The following is a 14,726-nucleotide window of genomic DNA, read 5'->3' on the forward strand; positions in this document are numbered from 1 at the left end:
CCGCGAATAGGTGCATTCGGGGGACAAGGTTATGGTTGCGAGCCTCACCGTCGAGCCCGTTTCTCCGGGCTCCGCAAATCTAAGCGAATACCGTTATCGCCCGGCCATGGGCGAGCGCACAATGCTGCAAGACAGCACGCAGAAATCACCCACCAGCGCCAGGCCGGGCGACAAGGACGGCAAGCTGCCCTTCGAGCGTCCCGAGCAGAAGCAGGAGCGTCCGGCAGAACCGGAGCGCAATCGCACCGCCGATTTCGCCGCCGCCGTCATTGCTGGAGCCCTGCCCCCGACCCCGCAATCCATGGAAGAGCTGATCCGGCGCATCGGCACTGCGGAGATCCCGCAGGAGTTCCAGGCACGGCTCCGGGATCTGCTCGCCTAAGTTAACATTTCCCTATTTCCTCCCGACGTGACCAGACGCGAAAGGCCCCGGTTTCCGGGGCTTTTCTACGTTCTGATCGATAAATTCCCGACAAGTATTTGCCCAAAGTTTCGGCATCCGCTTAACGCTTCTTTATAGCCTGGCGGATGAGGATCGGCCTGCCTCAGGAGAGGCGTCTTAGTATGCGTAATCCTAGAAAAGGACCCTGCCAAAATGGCCGATATTTCTCTCTCGAAAGCCGTCCGCTCGAACCTGCTGTCCCTCAAGGGCACTGCCGACATGATGGCCTCCACCCAGAACCGTCTTGCGACCGGTAACAAGGTCAACTCGGCTCTGGACAATCCCTCCAGCTGGTTCACCGCCAAGGGCCTCACCAACCGCGCTTCCGATCTCGGTTCGCTGCTGGACTCCATGGCCAACGGCGTCAAGACCCTTGAAGCCGCTGACAATGGCCTTTCGGCCATGACCAAGACCCTGGAATCGATGCAGTCGACGCTGCGTCAGGCCCGTCAGGACAAGTCCTTCCAGACCGCATCCTACACCGTCCCGACCACTGGCCTGGGCACTGGCGACCAGATCTCGTTCTCCGGCGGCGCCGTCGGCACCACTGCTGTTGACATCAACCTGACCAAGGCAACAGCGGGTACGGCCGGCATCACCTTTGGCGGCGCTGCCTTCGAAGCGGATGCCGGTGACAGCATCACCTTCGACGTTACTGTGGATGGCGGTTCGGCGCAGACCGTTACCATTAACGCCACCACGATTGCCGCGGCCGGCGACGGCGATGCCCAGATCGAGAATGCCGAAGAATATGCCGAGCTGATCCAGAATCAGATCACCGGCGCGACCGTCTCGTTCGCAGGCAACAACCTGACCATCACCTCGAACTCTACTGGCACGACCTCCGACGTGAACACCACGATCGGTGTTCTGACCGACGCGGACACGAGCTCGACCGGCCTGACCTTGGCCAATACGGGGCTCACCGCTGCCATCAACGGCACCGCTGGCGCAGCCGATGGCGGCGACATCAAGACCGTCGACGAACTCGTCAGCGAGATCAACGTCAACGCTGATCTCACAGGCAAGATTCGTGCGTCGAACGACAACGGCAAGCTGCGCATCGAGAACCAGTCCACCCAGAAACTCGACGTTGATGGCGTGACCGCTCTGGGTGCTGTCGATGGCACCACGACCGGTGCCGGCTCGATCCTCGGCAACTCCGTCCGCGCCGGCCTGGCCGATCAGTTCAACGAACTGCGCGACCAGCTCGACAAGCTCGCCGATGACGCTTCGTTCAACGGTATCAACCTGCTGCGCGGCGACAAGCTGGCCATCACCTTCAACGAAACTGGTACGTCCTCGATCGATATCCAGACCGAAGGTGGCGAGACCATCAACTCGGCAAATCTGGGCGTGTCGACCACGCTCGAAGAAGCCGATCTGGACAGCGACGACAACATCGACGCCGAACTGGCCAAGCTGAAGTCGGCCCTCAACGATGTCCGCTCGCAGGCTTCGACCTTCGGTTCGAACCTCTCGATCGTCCAGAACCGCCAGACCTTCACCGACTCGATGATCAACACCCTCGAAGACGGTGCCGGCAACCTGACCCTGGCCGACATGAACACGGAAGCTGCGAACCTGCTGGCTCTGCAGACCCGTCAGTCCCTGTCGCAGAATTCGCTCTCGCTGGCGAGCCAGGCCGATCAGTCGATCCTGCAGCTCATCCGTTAATCGGTTCAGCTACAGCACAAAACACGAAGGGCGGGTCGCAAGACCCGCCCTTTTTGCGTTTCGCCCGCAAAGTCTCGAAAAATTATGGTTTATAAGCCGTCAATCCGCATGGTTAACGACCCTTTAAGAAAAGGCGGTTAACACTTTGGGCAAGGGGCCAAGCTGGCCTGAGGCAAGGATTGCATTAGATGGCGGATATCTCACTTTCGAAGGCCGTTCGGGCCAACCTACTCTCCCTCAAGGGTACAGCCGACATGATGGCGACGACGCAGAATCGTCTCGCCACCGGCAACAAGGTCAATTCGGCCCTGGATAACCCGTCAAACTGGTTCACCGCCAAGGGCCTGACCAATCGCGCCAGCGATCTGGGCGCCCTGATCGATTCGATGGCCAACGGCATCCAGACCCTGGAAGCGGCGGACAATGGCCTCTCGGCCATGACCAAGACGCTCGAATCGATGCAGTCCACGCTCCGCCAGGCACGCCAGGACAAGTCCTTCCAGACCGCCTCCTACACGCTGAATGCAGCAGATGTGACCACCGGCGTCACTGATGACACCGCTGCCGATGCAAAGGTGCTCAGCCTGACCGGCGGCGCCTTCGGCACCGATGTCGAGGAAGTCAATCTGCTCAAGGGCGCAACCGCAACCACCGAACTCGACAACGCGATGAACGCGACATTTGACCTCGACGAGGCAGGTGACGGCCTGGACTTCGACATCGAGGTCAATGGTGGAGCTGCTGTGACCGTACAGGTGCGCGGCCACGCTGATCCGGACAAAATTGCTGTCACCGTGGGCACAGATACTTTCGAACTGGATGTTACAGACGCTACCGCAACCACCCGTGCTGAGATCGTTCAAGCTATGAACGGTGCATTCGATATGGGTTCGCTTGGTGTTGAAGTTGAACTGTCTGCCACAAACGCACTCTCATTTACCGGCCCCGCTGACGAGCCCTATGGCGACGCAAACATCGTTCTATCGAACGGTTCCGCAGCGAACGGCGTCGGCGGTACAGCGGTCGCACTTGCCGATTTCGGATTCAACAATCCTGCCCCCGATCAGACCACGACCAAGGAATACACCGCCAAGACCGTCGACGAACTCGTTTCCGAGATCAACCTGCAGTCGGGCAATTTCTTCGGCAAGGTTCGCGCATCCAATGACAATGGCAAGCTGCGCATCGAGAACCAGTCGACCCAGGACCTGACGGTTGATGGCACGACTGCGGGCGGCGCCGTCGATGGCACCGCGACTGGCAATGGCTCCATTCTGGGCAACTCGGTTCGTGCCGGTTTGACAAATCAGTTCAACGAACTGCGTGACCAGCTCGACAAGCTTTCCGACGACGCCTCTTTCAACGGCATCAACCTGCTGCGCGGCGACAAGCTGACCATCACCTTCAACGAGACCGGCACATCGGCCATCGATATCCAGACCGAGAATGGCGAAACCATCAACGCCTTTAATCTGGGCGTGCCGACCCAGCTTGAGGAAGAACAGCTCGACAGCGACGTCACCATTGATGGTCTCCTGACCGATGTTAAGGCCGCCCTGGACGAAGTCCGTTCGCAGGCCTCGACATTCGGTTCGAACCTCTCGATCGTGCAGAACCGCAAGTCGTTCACCGAATCCATGATCAACACGCTCGAAACCGGCGCCGGCAATCTGACCCTGGCGGACATGAACACTGAAGCCGCAAACCTGCTGGCACTGCAGACCCGCCAGCAGCTTTCGCAGAACTCGCTCTCGCTGGCCAGCCAGGCCGATCAGTCGATCCTGCAGCTTCTGCAGTAAATCGCTTACCAAGCGGATCTTAAGAAGGCGGGCCAAGGGCCCGCCTTCGTTGTTTTCGCCGCAATCTGGGGCTAGACAGTTCAGGTATTCCCCGAGTCCGCGGAGATTGGTCTCATGGCCCTGAAGGTCGAACTGAAGCCCGGCGAGAAATTGTTGGTGGGCAACTGCATCATCACCAATTCAGACCAGCGCACGCGCCTGTTTATCGATGGCAATGCGCCGATCCTGCGCGAGAAGGATATCCTGACATCCGAGACCGCCAATACGCCGGCCAAGCGCATCTATCTGGCCGTGCAGCTGATGTATATCGCCGAAGACTCCGAGCGGGCGACGGAAACCTACAATGAGATGTCCAGAGACTTTGTGGCCGCAGTGCCCAGTTCTCTACCGATTGTGGACCAAATCAATAACGAGATATTAACCGGGTCCCTGTACAAGGCTCTCAAGGCCTCCCAAAGGCTTATTGAATACGAACAGGACCTGCTCAAACATGCATCAGCACGGCGCCCAGGCGTACCAGCAGACGGCGAAGGTCGTTGAAAATCCCCGCCAGCGTGAATCCGCTCTGCTTATGAAGGCCGCGGCAGGCCTGCAGAAGGTCAAGGACGAGTGGGACATCTCGACCACCGAGGAACTCCGCTCCGCCCTCACCTTCAATCGCAAGCTCTGGACTATCTTCATGTCGGCCGTCACCCAGGATGACAGCCCCCTGCCCCAGGAAATCCGTCAGAACATCGCCAATCTGGGCATGTTCGTGATGAACCAGACCCGCGAAATTCTCTATGAGGACGTATCCGTGACCGATCACCTCACGGTTCTGGTCCAGCTCAACCGACAGATTGCGGCGGGCCTGCGCGGTATGTAAGCCGCTGGACCGTTAATCGTAGAAAAGCCCCGCAGCGATGCGGGGCTTTTCGTTTGTCGGTAGATGCCAGGAATTGGAGACGGGCCGGGCCCGTCCTCAGACTACAGATAGTTTACCAGGCTCAACTTGCTGACCATCGAGGTCATCTGATAGCTCGCGGTGAGGCGGGTCTGCTGCGCCAGGATCTCCATGGCCACATCCTCCTTGCTGACCGTCTCCACATCGCTCAGCAGGTTCTCCAACTGCGCGGTGTAATTGGTGTGCCGCTCACCGGCAGCCTGCAGGGCGGCGCGGGCCACACCCAACTCCATGGTGATCAGCTCGATCGAGCCGCGTTCCGAATTGCGCCCTTCCGACAACTCAAGCTGCTGCCGCCGCGCCATGGCGTCGAACCGCGCCTTGGCCGGGTCTAGATCAACCGAATTGGGGTCTGCCGCATTGGTGATTTCGGGATAGGTCTCGACCGTCATCGCCGCCATCGAGCGGATCATGCGCAGATAGCCGCTTTCATTGGCCTGCATGCCATAGGCAACCCGCCCCGAATCCTCGACTGCCGCAGTGACCGACTGGCGCGGATTGCCTTCTGCCGCAGTCGCCGCTTCGGACACCGAGCGGATCATGGCCTTTTCGAAGTTCTCGGCAGAGGCCGCCTCGTCCGCGCCAATGGTGAACTGTCCCGGCCCGGCGCGCCCGGTAACTGCCGTCAGCGTCACCTCACGCGTCTTGCCGCCAGGCTCGGTCAGGGTCACGGTGACACTGTCGCCTGCTGTCAGTGCAAACGTGTCGTCAAAGGCGACAGTCATCGACGCCGGATCGCCGGGCGTGTGGGTTGCCGTCAAAGCGCCGGCATTGGCAACAGCGGAGGTCACGGCCGAAATCTGGAAACCATGCGCCGAGGACACCGGAACGTTCTCGGTCAGCGTCACGGTTTCGGCAGCACGCGCCGCAGTCAGGCGCCCCATGCCAACGGCGGAAACCGCAGCGGTTTCGCCGCTATACCACATCACCGTGTCGGTGGAGGTGGCCACGCGCAGGCTGGTCGAGGTGTATGGATCGGCCCCTTCGACCCGCAATACCGGCTCACCGGCAGCGTTGAAGAAGTTCTGTCCCGCCGCATAGGTCGATGCGGCCTTCAGCTCGCTCTCTGCACTCTCCTGCAACGCGGCCTTGAGAGCAGTGTCGAAATTGGTGGCCGTGGTGATGGTCGCCGTCAACGGATCATCACCGATGACAAATTCCCCCGTGGCGCCTGTGGCGTTGGCTGCGCTGACAGCCTTGAGCGTAATCTGGGTTTCGGTACCATCGGGCAAGGTGAACCCGAGAGTGACACTGTCTCCCTCTTCCACGGTCCCCGGGTCGCCCGGAAACGTGAAATCGACATTGGCAGGCGAAGCCGCAAAGTCAGAAGCAATGCCGATATTGGCGCCGATGGCGGACACGGTGGACAGCTTGTAGCCGAATGGGTGGTCCCCATCCTCGGCCAAAGAGACCGTCACCGGATCGGTCTGCAGGGCCGGCACGGCAGGGGTGATCGTCGTTTCCAGCCGCCCCAGCCCGGCCGAGCCAAGATCGGCCATCTGGCGCTCGGTGACCACGGTCTTGTAGCCGGCCCGTCCCCCTGCGCCGTCGAGCAGTTCGGTCGTAGTCGGCAAGGGTGCCTTGTCGGTCGTCGAGCCGCCAAACAGATAGCGCCCGGCAATGTCGGAATTGAGCAGTGTCACCATTTCGTCCAGCCGCGCCTTGGATAGGCCCGAGATGGTCGCCATGTTGATATTGTTCGAGCCGTATTGCCCCTGCACCGCCGAATTGCGGGCCTCGCCCTCGATCTCGTCCAGGCGCGTCAGCGCATTATCGTAAAAGCTCATGCGCAGATCGACCTGCTCGATGCTGGCATTGTAGCCGGCCATCGTGGTCAGGCGCGAGCGCACCGAGAGCGACACCGGCAGGTCGCGACCCATTTCCGAAAGCGTCTGCGCCTTGACGCCTGTACCAAGCTGCATCTGCAACTGCGCGAACTTGTCCTGCATCTTGGAGATGATGGAGAAACCCGTCGTGAGCGGATACATGGACTTGTTGACGATCATGTCAGGCTACTCCCTCAGGTCGAGGCAAACAGGGTGTCGAGCAATTCCTTGACCACCGAAACCACACGGGCATTGGCGGCATAGGCACTCTGCAATTCGGTCAGGCGCGCCATTTCCTCGTCGAGATTGACGCCATATTCGCTCTCCATCTGGGTGGTGATGGTATCGAGCGTGAGCTGCCGGTTGCTCTGCGCACTGAGCGCCGAGCCGATGCTGGTACCCTGATAGTTCAGCACCTGCTCGATCAGTTGTTCGACCGTGCCGTTGAGCTGGTGCCGCCCGGCATTGGCTGCCGGGGTGCTGCCCGACACAAAGGTCATCGAGCCAAGCTGATCCAGAATGTATTCGGGCCGTGCGGCATCGCCCAATGTCTGGTCGATATCGAACTGCACCAGCAGCCGGTTATCCGAGATCACGGCCGGATTGACTGAAATGCGCGAGGCAAAGCCGACGATCTGCGGTGGATCGGTATCGAGATTGTCGGTGAAGGCCGAATTGCCCTGGTCGACGAACAGCGCCATGGCCAGTTCACCCTGCTGGGTTCCGCTGGCCGTGCCACGCGTGGTCAGCGCCGTCACATCCCGCGTGCCACCCGTACCATCATCCAGCACCTGCAACACGCCGGCGCTTGGGCTTGTGATCGCCAGGCCCGGCAGTTCCGCCTGCAGTGCTGCGGCAACGGCTGTCGCGTCCGGAGGATCGCCGAAATCCACCGAGATCACGCGCTGGCCGCTGGCGTCGACAAAGTCTTCGCCATTGGTGCTGTTGATGACGCGAACCCGCTGCTCGGCCCCGTTGACGGTGTAGTTGAGCAGGATGTCATTGCCGGGCTTGAGATGCGAAATATCGGCCGAAAGCCCGGTCGCACCGGTGCCATCATCGGCAGCCGTGCCCGGCGTGGTGATCGTGGAAAAGATCGCAGCCATGCCAGCCGCAATTTCGTCGAGCTGGTTCTGGGCCTCAACGAGAATCTTGTCACGAAGGTTGACCAGGCCCGCCAGCTCACCACCCTGCAACACGCCCTGCTGCACCAGATCAATCGTGAGCCCCGAAGGCGTGGTCAGCGTCAGCTTGCCGACCTTGCTCTGCGCGGTGTCGACATTGGTCTGCGATGTCGCCGACAGCGCCCCGGCCGTGGTGAATTTGAAGGTCGAAAAGCCGTTGTCGAGCAGGCCGACACCGGACCGCGTCATCAGGGCCACCGTGCCATCGGCGCGATACTCGGCCTGCACGTCGATGACTTCGGCGACCGAGGCCACGAGCCGGTCGCGCTGGTCATAGAGCTGGGCACGTGCGGTATCGGTCATGCCCAGGTCGAGCATGCGGTTGTTCACCTCATCGAGCGAGATGAGCATGGCGTTGACTTCGGACACATCGTTGGAGATGCGTGTCTCGGTCTCCTGCCGGAGCTGCTGGATCGAATTGGAGAGCGAATTGAGCTGCCGCGCCATGGCCTGTGCTTCGGCCACCACATTGGCGCGGGTCGGGTAGTCGTCCGGGCTGGTCGCCAGCGCCTGCAGCGAATTCCTGAACGAGCCGAACATCGTATCGAGCGAACCGGCATCACCCGGCTTGCCCAGATAGCCCTGCAGCTTGTTGAGATAGTCGCCCATCACATTGGACATCGAGGTGTCCGATACCTGGCGATTGTAATAGGTCTGCAGGCTCTGGTTGAAGGCGCGATTGACCCCTTCGGTCCGCGCATAGGTGCTGTTGATCGACGAGTAGTCGATAATGTTCAGCGACTGGCGGTGATATCCGGGGGTGCCGGAATTGGCGATGTTGCGGCTCAGGATCGAGATCGAATCCTGGCTGGTCCGCAGACCCGACACGGCATTTGAAAGCGATGATACCAGACCCATGCAAGCGGCCCTCAAACTGGACTGAGGTCCGGGACACCCTGCCCCGGACCCTTACTCAATTTCCGCCCTAGCGGATCATGTTCAGGGCTTCCTGCAGCATCTCGTCGGCAGTCGAGACGATGCGGGTGCCGGCCGAATAGGCCTGCTGGGTGATGATCAGCTTGGTGAACTCGTCGGAAATGTCGGTATTGGACGCTTCAAGCGCACCGCCGATAACGCCCGAACCGGACAGGTCGAAGATCGGCTCACCGGATTCCGATGTGGCCTCATAGACGCCGCCATCAAGACGCTTGAGCGAGTTGACGCCATTGAACTGGGCAGTCACCACCTGCGCCATTTCGATGCGCTCACCATTGGAATAGGTGGCAACCACGCGGCCGGAGTCGGTAATGGCCACCGAGAGGAATTCACCCGCGCCATAACCGTTCTGGTTGAGCGTGGAGACGGTCACGGTGCCGTTGACGTCGGCAAACTGGGACACGCCATTGGTCTCGTGCTGCAACACCACATCGCCGATCAGCACGCCATTGACGCGCAGATTGCTGATGGTGGCCTGCGGCACGCTATTGGCCAGCGAACCATTGCTGTTGAAGTCGTAATCCTGGCCGATATTGGTCCAGGCGGTCGAGCCGCCAACGGCCGCGCTGTCCGAGAGATAGAACAGGTTCCACTGGTCCGACCCGCCGGATGCTGCACTGTCCACCTTGGCCCAGCGCAATTGTACGTTCACCGGCGCACCATTGCTGGCATAGACGGTGATGGCGCCGCCGGAGATCGAATTGGCCACGAAATCATCGGCATCATCGGCCGAGATGGTATTGACCGTGCCCAGGGTCGGGGCAGAGGAGGCCTGCGGTTCACCCAGGCCGAGAGCGGTTGCCAGGGCTGGCGTTGTGCCGCTGATCGAGAACGAGGCGTGGTAGTCCGTCCCCAGCGAGATGGCGAGCTGGTTGCTGCCATTCAACCCCACAGTCGCTGAGGCCGCAGCGCCGCCACCAAAGTCGCGCAGACCATCCTGCATCTCGTCCAGCACGTCCTGAACCGTCTTGGGGGCATCGAGATTGATCCCCACGCCGGTTGTCGGCGCCGCGGATGGCGATTCATAGAACTTGAACGTCACCGGAGCACCATTGACGGTCACCGTCATTTCCTGCGCGTCGGCAAAAACGGTTGTGGCCAGGTTAGCGCCGGCGCCGGCGCCCAGATCAACCGTGCCATTGGCAGCCGCAGTCGTGGCCGCAGCACCGAAATTCTCCGCACCCAGCAACTCACTGTTGTAAACGGTCGAATTGTAGCTCGCCGTCTTGGGAAGCTGCGGCAGGTTGGACTGGTAGTTGATCGTTGTCGTCACATTGGCCGGCAGGAAGGCGTTCGAGAGCTCGATCACCTCGGGCACCGAACCCGAAATATTGCCCGTCGCCGGGTCGATCGGCAGGCCCTTGAGGTAATAGCCCGCCCCATTGACCAGCAGACCATCCTTGTCGATTTCGAAATCGCCGCGACGGGTGAAATAGTTCGAGCCGGCAAACACCGAATTGCCGTCCGACTGACCAACCTTGGGCTCCACAACGAAGAAACCGGCCGAATTCAGCGCGATATAGGTCTCGTTCGAATTGGTCTGAATATCGCCCTGGATATTGTTGGTGGCACGCGACTGGGCCAGCACCGCACCCGGCACCTGCGACCGCAGCGGCGCATCGGGGATAAGGTCGACAAAACTCGTCTCCATCCGCTTGTAGCCAGTGGTCTGCGAATTGGCGATGTTGCCCGAAATATTCTCCAGCGCATGCGACTGTGCCCGCAGGCCGGTCACCGCACTGGAAAGAGCCCCATAGATACCCATCTGTAACTCCGTAATCCCCATTGCGCCGCACGGCGCGCTCGCAAGCTTCAATGCAAACCCGGTGCCAACTGGATCAACCGTTGAATTTGCTGGCTTTTTTCAGGTTTCGGGTCCAGATCATGGCGACAAGGCGGCAAATGAGTCCGAGCCGGCGGCAGATTTTGCCGGTTGCTTGAGATCGCCGCTGGCTTGCGCTAAACGCAACCCATGCAGTTTGGCCGCTTCCGGCCATCGGAGCGTCTGACTATGCTGTTTTCCAGCGTCGATGAGTTTGTGAAGGCCCCGCGGCGCGCGGTGACTGTGTTCGGCATGGCCGGCGTAGGCAAGACGCGGCTGTCCAATATGCTGCGCGCCAATCACTGGTTCCACTACTCGGCCGACTATCGCATCGGCACGCGCTATATGGGCGAGTTCATCGTCGACAATTTCAAGCGCGAAGCCATGAAGGTGCCCTTCCTGGCCCAGCTTCTGCGCACGGACTCGATCTACATCTCGTCCAACATCACCTTCGACAATCTCGATCCGCTCTCGACCTATCTGGGCACGCCGGGCAATGTCGATCAGGGGGGGCTGCCGCTGGCTGAATACCAGCGCCGCCAGGAGCAGCATCGCGTGGCCGAGATCGCGGCGCTGTGCGACGTGCCCTATTTCATCGATCGCGCCAAGGATCTCTACGGCTATGACGATTTCATCGCCGATACCGGCGGTTCGCTGATCGAGGTCGTTGATCCCAGCGACCCGGAAGACCCGGTGATCAAGACGCTTGCGGCCCACACCGCGCTGATCTTCATCCGCGGCACCGGCAAGGACGCCACAGAACTGGTCAGGCGCTTCAAGAAGTCACCCAAGCCGATGTATTATCGACCCGAATTTCTCGTCGAGAAGTGGGGGGAGTACAAGCTGATCAACGGCATACTCAATGATGACGATGTCGATCCGGCCGGTTTCGGTGCCTGGGGTTTCGAAGCCCTGCTGCATGATCGCCTGCCCCGCTATGAAGCGCTGGCCGACAATTTCGGCTATGTCGTCGAGGCCTCCGATCTCGCCACCGCGCGTGATGGCGATGAATTTGTCGATCTGATCGCCGCCGCAATCGAGAAGCGAATGCGCTAGCGCGCGGCGCCCCCGTGGACGCCGTGCGCCAGCCTGAATCGTTTTCTCATTGCAACTCGCTAAGAGGCTGACATGCCTATCAGAATTCCCGACGACCTGCCGGCTCGCAAGACGCTTGAAGAAGAGGGCGTCAATGTCATGGACTCCAGCCGCGCCGCGCGGCAGGACATCCGCCCGCTCGAATTCGGCCTGCTCAACCTGATGCCCAACAAGGAGCGGACCGAAACCCAGTTCGCCCGGCTGATCGGCGCCACCCCACTGCAGATCAATCTGAGCCTGGTGCGGGTGACCGACCACCAGTCCAAGAACACCCCGGAAGACTACCTCAACACCTTCTACCAGACCTGGGAGGAGGTGAAGGAGCGCAAGTTCGACGGCTTCATCGTTACTGGCGCGCCCATCGCCAACATGCCCTTCGAGGAAGTGCGCTATTGGCCCGAAATGCTCGAGATCATGGAGTGGACGCGCACCAATGTGCATCACACCATGTTCATCTGCTGGGGCGCCCAGGCGGCCCTGCACCATTTCCATGGCGCCCGCCGCTATCGCATGGACAAGAAGGCCTTCGGCGTTTTCCGCCACAAGGTGACCGGCCCTCGCTCACCCTTCCTGCGCGGCATGTCGGACAGCCCGATGATCCCGGTCTCGCGCTACAACGACATCGACCGACAGAGCCTGGGCGACGAGCTTGAAGTGCTGATCGACAACGATCAGATTGGCCTCTGCATGCTGGGAGACCGCAATGAGCGGGCCGTCTATTTCCTCAACCATCTCGAATATGACAACCGCTCGCTGGCCGATGAATATGAGCGGGACGTTGCCGCCGGTCTCGACACGCCGCCGCCGGAGAACCTCTTCCCCAATGGCGACACCAGCGCCGTTCCGGAAAACCGCTGGCGCAGCCACGCCCATCTCCTGTTCCAGAACTGGATCAACCAGATCTACCAGACCACGCCCTTCGAGCTGGACATGATCGGCAAGTAGAAAAGGGCCCCGCGGGGCCCTTTTCCATATGCGTCTTGCGTGCCGGGATCAGACCGCGATCTTGCCGCCGCCCTGCTTGGTCACCACCACGACTGCGGGACGCACCGGCATGTCGTCGCGGAAATCGGGCCAGCGGGTTGACGGATCCTCGTAGAATGACGGGCGGGCATGGCCGTCCCAGTCCTCGCCACCATCGGCGGGATGCTGGATCGCCAGGAACAGGGATTCGCCATTGTCGGTGAACACCGGGCCACACATTTCTGCACCCACCGGTACGCGATAGAACAGGCGCGACGTACCACGGGCAGCGCCCTCAGTATCCACGGCCCACAAGCCATCGGTTCGGCCGGTATCGGTGGGGTTGTTGCCGTCCGTCGATACCCAGAGACGCCCGTCGGAGTCGATGGCCGCGTTGTCCGGCATGCCGAACCAGCCATTTTCAGTGGTATCGGTGGAGAAAGTCGCCCCGACCTCGGCGATCGAAGGATCGCCGCATTTGAGCAGGATTTCCCAGGTGCCGGAGGTGGCCGCGAAGTCACCATCGGCTTCGGCGATCTCGATGATATGTCCGAAAGCGTTGGCTGCACGCGGATTGGCTGCGTTGACGTCTTCTTCCGTACGGCGGGAATTATTGGTCAACATCACATAGACCTTGCCATTGGTGGCATTGGGCTGGATGTCCTCCGGACGGTCCATCTTGGTCGCACCGAGCAGATCGGCAGCGCGGCGGGTTTCGATCACCACATCGGCCTGGCTTTCAAAGCCGTTTTCGGCCGTCAGGGGGCCTACGCCGTGAACCATCGGCATCCATTCCATGGAACCGTCTTCATCGAAGCGGGCGACATACAGTGTCCCCTCATCGAGCAGGTCCATGTTCGCAGCGCGATCTTCGGCGTTGTAGGTGCCTGCAGTTACGAACTTATAGACATAGTCGAAACGCTCGTCGTCGCCGGAATACAGCACGACCTGGCCATTCGGCGCGACGATGGATTCAGCACCCTCGTGCTTGAAGCGGCCCATTGCGGTGCGCTTCTTGGGCACAGAATTTGGATCCATCGGGTCCACTTCGACGATATAGCCGAAGCGGTTCATCTCGTTGGGTTCCTTGGAGACGTCGAAACGGTCGTGGAAATTGTGCCACTGGTACCAGCCACCCGGCGCGCCGAGGCGGGCATAGTTGGCCGCTTCCTTGTGGTCCGCGGCAAGCTCACCGGCAAAATAGCCGTGGAAGTTTTCTTCGGCCAGCAGATATGTGCCCCAAGGGGTCACGCCGCCCGCACAATTGTTGAGAGTCCCAAGCACCTTGGTGCCGGTTGCATCAGCGCTCGTCTTGAGACGGTCGTGGCCGGCGGCCGGGCCGGTCACCAGCGTTTCCGTCGTGCCGGTGATGCGACGGTTGTACTGGCTGTCGGCCACCCGGCGCCAGACACCGTCGACCTTTTCGATCTCGATGATCGAACCGCCATGCGCGGCAAGCTCGATATTGACCTGCTCTTCGCTGAGGTCGCCCTGCACGGCGGCCCCATCCACGACCTGCACCAGGCCTGGGAACATGAGGTGAGGGTTGGTATATTCGTGATTGACGACCAGCAGGCCATGCTCGTCGGAACCGTCGAGCGGGATATAGCCCACATAGTCGTTGTTGTAGCCAAACTGGCCAGCCTGCGCTTCGGCTGTCTGGTTGTTCGGATCGAACTCCGGAGCGCCCGAGACGACCGGGTCGCCCCAGCGGATCAGCACCTGGGCATCATATCCTTCAGCAACATGGTGATCGGCGTCGACGCCGGCGGTCACTTCGGGGAAGGAAAAGACCGAACCACCTTCCTGCGCTTCGGCGCGCGGGGCGCTCAACAGAGCGGCTGGCCCGACAGTGGCGGCAATGGCCGACACGGCCAGAGAACCCTGCAGAAACCCGCGGCGCGAGAACCGCGCGGCAATAACCTCGCCCATCGTGCGATTGGCAGAGTGGTTTGTGGGGTCGAACTCAGCGGACTCAAGACCCTGGGTGGGAAAAGTCGGTTTCTCGTTCATCTTTGCTCCTCACAGCAAAACGGGCC

General features: G+C 60.8%; 11 protein-coding genes. 7 read left to right on the plus strand and 4 right to left on the minus strand.

The genetic code is table 11. The features are described from left to right. The first annotated feature begins 31 nt into the window (after positions 1-31). From DDE76_RS15650 to flaF, 5 genes are all read left to right on the plus strand, one after another. Entirely contained in the window at positions 32-382 is a 351-nt protein-coding gene (locus DDE76_RS15650) for a hypothetical protein (protein ID WP_104893938.1), read from the plus strand. A 213-nt stretch (positions 383-595) separates the two neighbouring features. Next, the gene (locus DDE76_RS15655; protein ID WP_104893937.1) at positions 596-2,119 is read left to right on the plus strand and encodes a flagellin N-terminal helical domain-containing protein; all 1,524 of its coding nucleotides are present in this window, start codon (positions 596-598) and stop codon (positions 2,117-2,119) included. A gap of 188 nt (positions 2,120-2,307) precedes the next feature. After that, on the plus strand, positions 2,308-3,918 hold the full coding sequence (locus DDE76_RS15660; protein WP_104893936.1) for a flagellin N-terminal helical domain-containing protein: 1,611 nt from the start codon (positions 2,308-2,310) through the stop codon (positions 3,916-3,918). A gap of 114 nt (positions 3,919-4,032) precedes the next feature. Continuing rightward, complete coding sequence (flbT, locus tag DDE76_RS15665) at positions 4,033-4,458, plus strand: flagellar biosynthesis repressor FlbT (protein WP_104893935.1); 426 nt, start codon at positions 4,033-4,035, stop codon at positions 4,456-4,458. Beyond that, a complete protein-coding gene (gene flaF, locus DDE76_RS15670; RefSeq protein WP_104893934.1) occupies positions 4,409-4,783 on the plus strand; it encodes a flagellar biosynthesis regulator FlaF in 375 nt (124 codons plus the stop codon). Before flbT ends, flaF begins: the two co-directional genes overlap by 50 nt. A gap of 101 nt (positions 4,784-4,884) precedes the next feature. On the opposite strand, the gene DDE76_RS15675 is transcribed toward flaF, so the two are convergent. The 3 genes from DDE76_RS15675 to DDE76_RS15685 form a co-directional block, all read right to left on the minus strand. After that, positions 4,885-6,867, minus strand: coding sequence for a hypothetical protein (locus tag DDE76_RS15675; RefSeq protein WP_104893933.1), 1,983 nt, complete (start codon positions 6,865-6,867; stop codon positions 4,885-4,887). Between the two features lie 14 nt (positions 6,868-6,881). Continuing rightward, the gene (flgK, locus tag DDE76_RS15680) at positions 6,882-8,729 is read right to left on the minus strand and encodes a flagellar hook-associated protein FlgK (protein WP_104893932.1); all 1,848 of its coding nucleotides are present in this window, start codon (positions 8,727-8,729) and stop codon (positions 6,882-6,884) included. 67 nt (positions 8,730-8,796) lie between these two features. Beyond that, the gene (locus DDE76_RS15685; RefSeq protein ID WP_158672417.1) at positions 8,797-10,572 is read right to left on the minus strand and encodes a flagellar hook protein FlgE; all 1,776 of its coding nucleotides are present in this window, start codon (positions 10,570-10,572) and stop codon (positions 8,797-8,799) included. 246 nt (positions 10,573-10,818) lie between these two features. On the opposite strand from DDE76_RS15685, the gene DDE76_RS15690 reads away from it, so the two are divergent. Beyond that, a complete protein-coding gene (locus DDE76_RS15690) occupies positions 10,819-11,685 on the plus strand; it encodes an ATPase (protein WP_104894990.1) in 867 nt (288 codons plus the stop codon). 72 nt (positions 11,686-11,757) lie between these two features. After that, positions 11,758-12,669 carry a homoserine O-succinyltransferase gene (locus tag DDE76_RS15695; RefSeq protein ID WP_104893930.1) on the plus strand — a complete coding sequence of 304 codons (912 nt, stop codon included), beginning with the start codon at positions 11,758-11,760 and terminating at the stop codon, positions 12,667-12,669. A 48-nt stretch (positions 12,670-12,717) separates the two neighbouring features. On the opposite strand, the gene DDE76_RS15700 is transcribed toward DDE76_RS15695, so the two are convergent. Beyond that, complete coding sequence (locus DDE76_RS15700; protein ID WP_104893929.1) at positions 12,718-14,700, minus strand: PhoX family protein; 1,983 nt, start codon at positions 14,698-14,700, stop codon at positions 12,718-12,720. Positions 14,701-14,726 lie beyond the last annotated feature (26 nt).

Source organism: Devosia indica (genome assembly GCF_003056405.1).
Taxonomy (GTDB): domain Bacteria; phylum Pseudomonadota; class Alphaproteobacteria; order Rhizobiales; family Devosiaceae; genus Devosia; species Devosia indica.

Excerpts from the sequence above, each read along its gene's own strand:
- flgK (WP_104893932.1), bottom strand. The coding sequence starts at position 8,729 with ATGGGTCTGGTATCATCGCTTTCAAATGCCGTGTCGGGTCTGCGGACC.
- DDE76_RS15690 (WP_104894990.1), top strand. The coding sequence starts at position 10,819 with ATGCTGTTTTCCAGCGTCGATGAGTTTGTGAAGGCCCCGCGGCGCGCG.
- DDE76_RS15695 (WP_104893930.1), top strand. The coding sequence starts at position 11,758 with ATGCCTATCAGAATTCCCGACGACCTGCCGGCTCGCAAGACGCTTGAA.
- DDE76_RS15650 (WP_104893938.1), top strand. The coding sequence starts at position 32 with ATGGTTGCGAGCCTCACCGTCGAGCCCGTTTCTCCGGGCTCCGCAAAT.
- DDE76_RS15675 (WP_104893933.1), bottom strand. The coding sequence starts at position 6,867 with ATGATCGTCAACAAGTCCATGTATCCGCTCACGACGGGTTTCTCCATC.
- DDE76_RS15685 (WP_158672417.1), bottom strand. The coding sequence starts at position 10,572 with ATGGGTATCTATGGGGCTCTTTCCAGTGCGGTGACCGGCCTGCGGGCA.
- DDE76_RS15700 (WP_104893929.1), bottom strand. The coding sequence starts at position 14,700 with ATGAACGAGAAACCGACTTTTCCCACCCAGGGTCTTGAGTCCGCTGAG.
- flaF (WP_104893934.1), top strand. The coding sequence starts at position 4,409 with ATGCATCAGCACGGCGCCCAGGCGTACCAGCAGACGGCGAAGGTCGTT.
- DDE76_RS15660 (WP_104893936.1), top strand. The coding sequence starts at position 2,308 with ATGGCGGATATCTCACTTTCGAAGGCCGTTCGGGCCAACCTACTCTCC.
- DDE76_RS15655 (WP_104893937.1), top strand. The coding sequence starts at position 596 with ATGGCCGATATTTCTCTCTCGAAAGCCGTCCGCTCGAACCTGCTGTCC.
- flbT (WP_104893935.1), top strand. The coding sequence starts at position 4,033 with ATGGCCCTGAAGGTCGAACTGAAGCCCGGCGAGAAATTGTTGGTGGGC.